Below are 6,645 nucleotides of genomic sequence, written 5' to 3'. Positions count from 1 at the left end.
AGCTCCGGTAGGCAAAGCAATTTTATCCACTTTCGCTAAAGCTTCAGAGGATAAAACAATTTATCAATTTCACAGTTTATCAATTTTTCAGTTTATCAATTTTAAACTAAATAACCCCTCGCAATCCCAATTCAATAACTTTCACATCCAATATTTTCTTTTTATCCAGTTCTAAAATTACCATGGTTCTGATTTTGTGAAGACCATATTTTCCTGCAGATCCTGGATTAATGTGTAATAAATTCAGCTTTTTATCTGGCAAAATTTTCAAAATATGAGAGTGACCACTGATGAATATATCAGGTGGATTAAATTTGACTTCATTCCTTATAGATTGATCATAACGTCCCGGATAACCACCAATGTGAGTCATGAGTACAACAAAATCTTCTATTACAAACCTTCGTTTCAAGGGTATTGAAGCTCGGATTTCATGTCCATCTATATTCCCATAAACGGCTACCAAAGGTTTAATAGCCTGATAAATATCCAATAATTCCACGTTTCCTATATCACCAATATGCCAAATTTCATCACATTGTGATAGGTTGTGGGCAATCATTTCATCATGATGTCCATGCGTATCGCTGAGGATGCCTATTCTTTTCAAGCTGCTATATTTAATTGAATGCTTATAAATGCACCGATTTCGGTATTCAAGTTTAGCGAGAAATGAGGGAAGAAAAAAGAGTTAATGCTTGTAAGATTTGACAACTTTATAAAGTTGTCAAATCTGATCATCTAATTAAATGCAAAGTTCCACTCACAGAAATATTTTCCCCATCCATCCCTATTGACTTAATGTAATAGGTGTAAACGCCCATAGAAGATAGCTGTCCCCTGAACTTTCCATCCCAGCCCAGATTAGCATTATTGTTTTCAAAAACCTTCTCTCCCCATTGGTTAAATATCTGGATTTGGAAATCTTCAATTCGAATGCCTTTAACAATAAATGTATCATTTAATCCATCCCCATTTGGAGTAAAAGCAGTTGGTATCCATAACACTGGCTCGTATTCCAGGCAAAGTAAATTGCTAGTACTTTGCTGCCTGTTTCCATCTTTTTCAATTCCAACTATGCGATAGCATTTTTCCTTTTCTGTTTTGCCATCAAAAAATCGGCTATCATCATAATTAAGTGTTGTTGTAGATGTAACCATTTCAAATTGCCCATCATTATTTTCATATTGTAACCAATATGTTTCTACTCCATTTTGCCATTGTTCAAAAGGTGTCCAGCGAAGGATGCTGTATTCATTTGAAAATGATTCACCTGTTAGTAGAATATTTTTTAGTTTTAAGCTTTCAGTTGTAGTTCGATTGCAACTGTCCAGACCTGTGATTTTGTATGCATAAAGCATTATAGTTGGATCGACATCCATATCCAGATAAAAAGTATCTATTTGGTTTGTGATTTTCAAGTAGTTTATATCATTTTCACTTTTGAAAAGATTGTATGAGAAAGCGTCTGTAAGACTATGCCAGTTTATCAATATGCTTTTATTTTCAATTGTATGGCTTGAAAGTGAATTGATTTTGTCAGCTTCTGAAAAACCTTTTCTTAAATGAAGAAAAGCAGAATCCTTGGTTATACAACCCGTAGGGCCAACCAGCGTTTGAATGATTTTATAATTGCCTTGATTGGCATACAAATGTGCAGGGGATTTAAGGGTATCATAACTTCCATCTCCAAAGGAATAAAACCAGCTTTGCACTTTACCCAGCGAAGTATCAGTGATTTGAAGTGTGTAGGGAGAGCAATAATTGATCTCGCTCATTTGAAAACCAGGGCGTGGTGCTTCGATTATTTCCACCGCCTGATCCTTTTCTATGGTATCTGAGCAAAAGCCATTGCTATAAACAAGCTTAATCGTGTATTCACCAGTTTGGGTATAGATATGTGAAGGATTCTGAATTGTATCTGTTGTTCCATCACCAAATTCCCAAAGCCAGCTTTCCCCAATATCAATGTTTAAAGTATCAGCAAAAGAGGAATCATAAAACTGATATCCAACCCATTGACAACCTATTGTGGTGTCAGCATAAAAGTTTGCATTAGGTTTTCTTAAAAAAGTGACCGTATCTGATGTCCATTGAGTATAACCATACTCTTTTTGACCTTTGAGGCTTACAAAATACCTTCCTGATTTCCCGAAATCATAATACTGATGCAAGCCAACAGCTGTATCTCCATTAGGGAAGTACCACGTAAAAATTTTAAATATGTCGGTATCACTTTTATTGACCATGTTGAATTCAACATTGCAGTTCAGATCAGATTCAAAACTAATGCGCAATAGTTGAAAAAAGTTGTTTGGGAATGCCCAATTACCTGGGATTCCGATATTGGAAATCAGTAATACATTTTCTTGCAAATTACAGGAAGATCCCCATTTGTCAGGATTGTGTATAACTGAAACAGTTTTTTTATGAGGGTTTAATAAATAAACCTTGCCATCTGGGCCGGTTTTAATTGTATAACTATTAATACTTCGATCAAAATATTTAATTGATTTTGAATTTCTATCAATTTGTATTAATTTATTATCACGAATATTTGAGGTTATTAGATAAATAATTGAATCATTTGCAGAAAAAGCAAAACCACGATAATCAGGGGAATAATAAGATTGTCCATCATATTCGAGTAAAATTTTTTTATTGGAAATCTCACCTTTGTTTTTATCAAAATCAAAGGATTCAACATAATTATAACCATTTACTTCTATTGGAGTAGGATAACCACCTGTTATGATCAGGGTTCGTCCATCATGTGATGCACCTATTGTTTCATGAGAACTGAGATGGTTATCTGAATTGTATTTGTTTGTTATATGATATTTTTTAGGTAAATGTAAACTATCATTACTGAATAACCAGACAAAAAATGTATCAGGGTATTTCCTTGAAATTATCCAGATATCCTCTTCATTGGCATGCCTGATTGCTGTGAGGTAAAAAAATGTATCTTTTGAAATTAAGTTGTTTTTTGAAACCACTTCTTTCTTCCCTTCATCAATAACCGAATAATATAAACCATGATCAGAAACCTCGTAATAGTATTGAATTGAAAACAGGAAATATCTTCGGTAATGAGATACTGAAGGTAAAAGCAATTCACTCTGGCTTGTGAAAGCTACACCTTTTATCCCTATTCCATTTTTAAACACCGTATGATCTGCTCCATACACCGTGGTTTCATCTGAATAAAACAGCAATTTCCCCATGCTGTCGCATACGCTGCTACAATTACCTTTGGTCATTACTGCTGGGGGAGGATTCAATATTTGTGGTGGTGTATAATTGAAATCTAAACTTCCCTGTGAACCAAAAACCCATATATTATTTTCCTGGGGGAAAGAAAAATTGGCAAGTATAAGGAAAAGGGGGATAAGGTAATATTGTTTGTATTTTACCTTTCCCCAGTTGTTTTTATAAGATATATTATGAAATACCCGTTTACTCAATAATCAATACCTTTTTAACTTGTTTCTGATTTTCATCCAATGATATTATGCATTGATACATACCAGCTTCTCCTACTTCCAATTTACTGACACTTAAGCTACCCTGATTTTCGGTGAGATTAAATTCCCTTACTTTTTTACCACTTAAATCAAAAATGGTAATAACAGCACTGTGCATTTCAGCAGGAAGCCTGTATTCAATCGTAAACTGATTATTAGTCGGGTTTGGATAAATATCAAAGCTAATTTCATCTTTAATCTTCAAATTTATGATATTAACTGGCACATTAGGTTGTTCAGATGATTTATTTATGATCAGGATTTTAGGAGGGAAGTCATAATCTGTAAAATAAGTCAAAAGCTGACGAGACATTAATCCCGCCTGATCTTCAAATTGGGTGAGGTTGTGTAGGTTTTCAATCTCGATATCAAGTAAGTTATTCCAGTTCCTGTTGTCAGAATAAATAGATTTTGTAAGCAATACAAGGCTTTTTAGGTGGCCTTCTTCATCATTTTCAGGATGCCATTTCAAAATCAATTGGTCCGCTTCTTCGAAGCTGTTTGAATAAATCAATTTAAAAATATTATCCTGATTGGGATCCTTATCATTTCCCTCCTTCAAACCGGGAAGATTATCTTCATCACCACTTGGTGGTTCACCATCCCAACCATTCCAGAAACTATAAACATCACATTGGGTAATATCATTATCACATGGATAATCAGGCCACTGGTTAAATGCTACATTGTTAAAACATAGATCACCTGTAAAAAGGGAATTATAATAGTAAATTGGGCTGTTAAAACTATGATTATATATCTTATATGAAGTGTTGCAATTATGAGTTATACTAAATGAATTCAATGGGTTATAATAAGTAAAGACATTTTTTGCCTGATCATTTAAAGTCGAATTTTCTTGTATATACCAATCATCTTCATTTAGGTTTGTATACGTATTACATGGAATTAGTAGTTTTGTATTTGTACCGTTGATATAATTGCCAACAACATATTTTTCAGCATTGGTTGTTTGCCTGTCAAAAGTGTTTTTCAATATTTTGGAATAGTTTGTGGTTTGTTGTACATCAGAATTGCTAGTGTATATACCTGCAAATACCCCATGATAAGGATTTTGAGTTTCAATTGCAGTGGGAGGAATACCAGTTAATCCATTCTCCCAAATAAATTGGTTACTCATTGCCAAAAAGTCAATAGACGATTCAGTATAAATACCTATTGGGCTACCAAGAAGGGCGAGCTCCTCACCTTCATTGCTTAAATAAAAGCCATTCTTCCATTCAAATATGTTTCCAAAAATAATATTTCCAATATCATTTCTAGATTCAATACCATTACGACAGTTAATGAAATCATTGTCAAGAATTTTAACATCATTTTGAATACCTACAGAACTAGATGTACTTATTCCAACAGCTAAATTAATGAATTTGTTTCTTTCCCCATCAGGAAGGTCACATGGCTCAATAGCAGTATTTGGATCATCCATTGGATAAACATTGAAACTTGCATCAATTGTAAAAATTCCAGTTCCTCTATTGTCATCACTATAAATCCCATAATCCCCTTCATTTTTGAAAGTGCAACCCCTGAATTCGATACCATGTACATCCCACATGGATACAAATTGGTTGGTACCTTTATTATCGAAGTTGTCATCCACTAAAGGTCCAGTACATGTGAAGGAACAATTATAGAAATAACTACTATTAGGATAAGAATAAGAACCAAATCCAACCATTTTTCTGCAATTTTTAAAAGTTGAACTTTCGGCCTTTATAATACCTCCATGATTTTGGTAATTATCAGCAATTTCAACTGCTGAATAAGCGTTTTCGATTGTTGTATTTTCAAGTTCCAGGATACCTTGAAAAAAAGGCAAAGATGTCTGTGGGTCAATTGTTTGTGGATTATTTCTATCTCCTCTGACTATAATTCCTCCCCAAAAACGATCAGCAAGAGATTTTAATGTTGAATTATTAATGATTAACTTTCCACCGGGCATAACGATAATTTTTGAACAAGGTGTAAAACTGAGATTGCAATTATCAATAGTTAATACTGCTCCAGGAGGAATTTCAATAATATCATTTACAGTTTGCTCCAGACCATTCCAGTTACCAGCAGGGTTAATAGGGAAGAAAGTAAAATCATCACAATGAATTTGAATGCGCCATAAGCCACGCCCATAGGTTGCAGCAATGAGTTCATGACTTGTTGAATTGTATTTTAGGTCACTGATTATTACAAATGGAAGATTACCTCCAAAAGGTTGCCATTCTGTTGTATTATCTTCAAGATAATAAACGCCAATATCAGTTCCGCAAAACAATGTGGATATTTCACTCACATATAATAAACAGTTAATTGGTAAATCACCATTCAGGCCATTTGACACACTTGCCCAGGTATCTCCCGAATTCTCTGAATAATGAATACGACCAATTGTATTACTCCCATATCTTCCTAATCCGATCCAAACGCGCTCTGCATCATTTGGATCTGTTTCAACTGTGGTAATAATGTAATCTGGATTTATTCCTGTAGGTAAGGTTGAGATAGGACTCCAGATATTATCGTGATCTTTAAAATACAAACAGGATATTGATACTCCACCTCCACCTATTCCTTTTGAGCAGACGTATAAAATGTTATTGGGAGAGCCATGACTCTGTGTTATATCATATACATTTCCAAATGCGCAATAATTATTGTACTGACTAAAAGAATTCCCACCATCTTGAGACCAAATAATTTGATCATAACCAGCCGAACATGTTCCACCTGAAACTGATGTTGAATAGACAATTTGCGGATCATCAAAATCTTCTACAATAGGGACATTATATTTTGGGGTTTCGAATATTGTTGGAAGAAATCCACTTGGAAGGTCTTCAAATTTTCTAAATTTCATATTTGTCATGAGAAAGCTTTCATCGTTTTCGTCATTATAGTAGCAGGTGCCACCATCACCATCGTATGATCCAAACCTTGAAATGGGATCCCATTCATTTACAGAGGGTGTAAATTAAACTCTGTCCAAAATCGTAAATTTGATTATGGATCAGAACTATTTAGACAATTTAGAAGAAAAAGCGCTAGAACAGTTTAAGAGTGGGAAGTCGCTTTTTGGAAAAGATGGAGCGTTTGCTCCATT

Annotated in this window: 3 protein-coding genes; all 3 read right to left on the bottom strand. The window is 34.2% G+C overall.

Annotation, left to right across the window (positions count from 1 at the left end):
* Positions 1–106: 106 nt before the first annotated feature.
* Positions 107–610 carry a metallophosphoesterase family protein gene (locus tag HOG71_08540; protein MBT5990891.1) on the bottom strand — a complete coding sequence of 168 codons (504 nt, stop codon included), beginning with the start codon at positions 608–610 and terminating at the stop codon, positions 107–109.
* Positions 611–737: 127 nt separating this feature from the next.
* Positions 738–3,467: a T9SS type B sorting domain-containing protein gene (locus HOG71_08535; protein ID MBT5990890.1), complete on the bottom strand. Its 2,730-nt coding sequence runs from the start codon at positions 3,465–3,467 to the stop codon at positions 738–740.
* Positions 3,460–6,402 (bottom strand): T9SS type A sorting domain-containing protein, encoded by a 2,943-nt coding sequence (locus tag HOG71_08530; protein ID MBT5990889.1) that lies wholly within the window; start codon positions 6,400–6,402, stop codon positions 3,460–3,462. Before HOG71_08530 ends, HOG71_08535 begins: the two co-directional genes overlap by 8 nt.
* Positions 6,403–6,645 lie beyond the last annotated feature (243 nt).

This window comes from Bacteroidota bacterium, assembly GCA_018698135.1.
In the GTDB taxonomy this organism is placed as follows: domain Bacteria; phylum Bacteroidota; class Bacteroidia; order CAILMK01; family JAAYUY01; genus JABINZ01.
Note: the sequence above shows the minus strand (reverse complement) of the source record. Positions and strands in the feature narration are given on the sequence as shown.

What these genes read in the sequence shown, in the direction of transcription:
- HOG71_08530 (MBT5990889.1), bottom strand. Translation starts at nt 6,402, where the DNA reads ATGAAATTTAGAAAATTTGAAGACCTTCCAAGTGGATTTCTTCCAACA.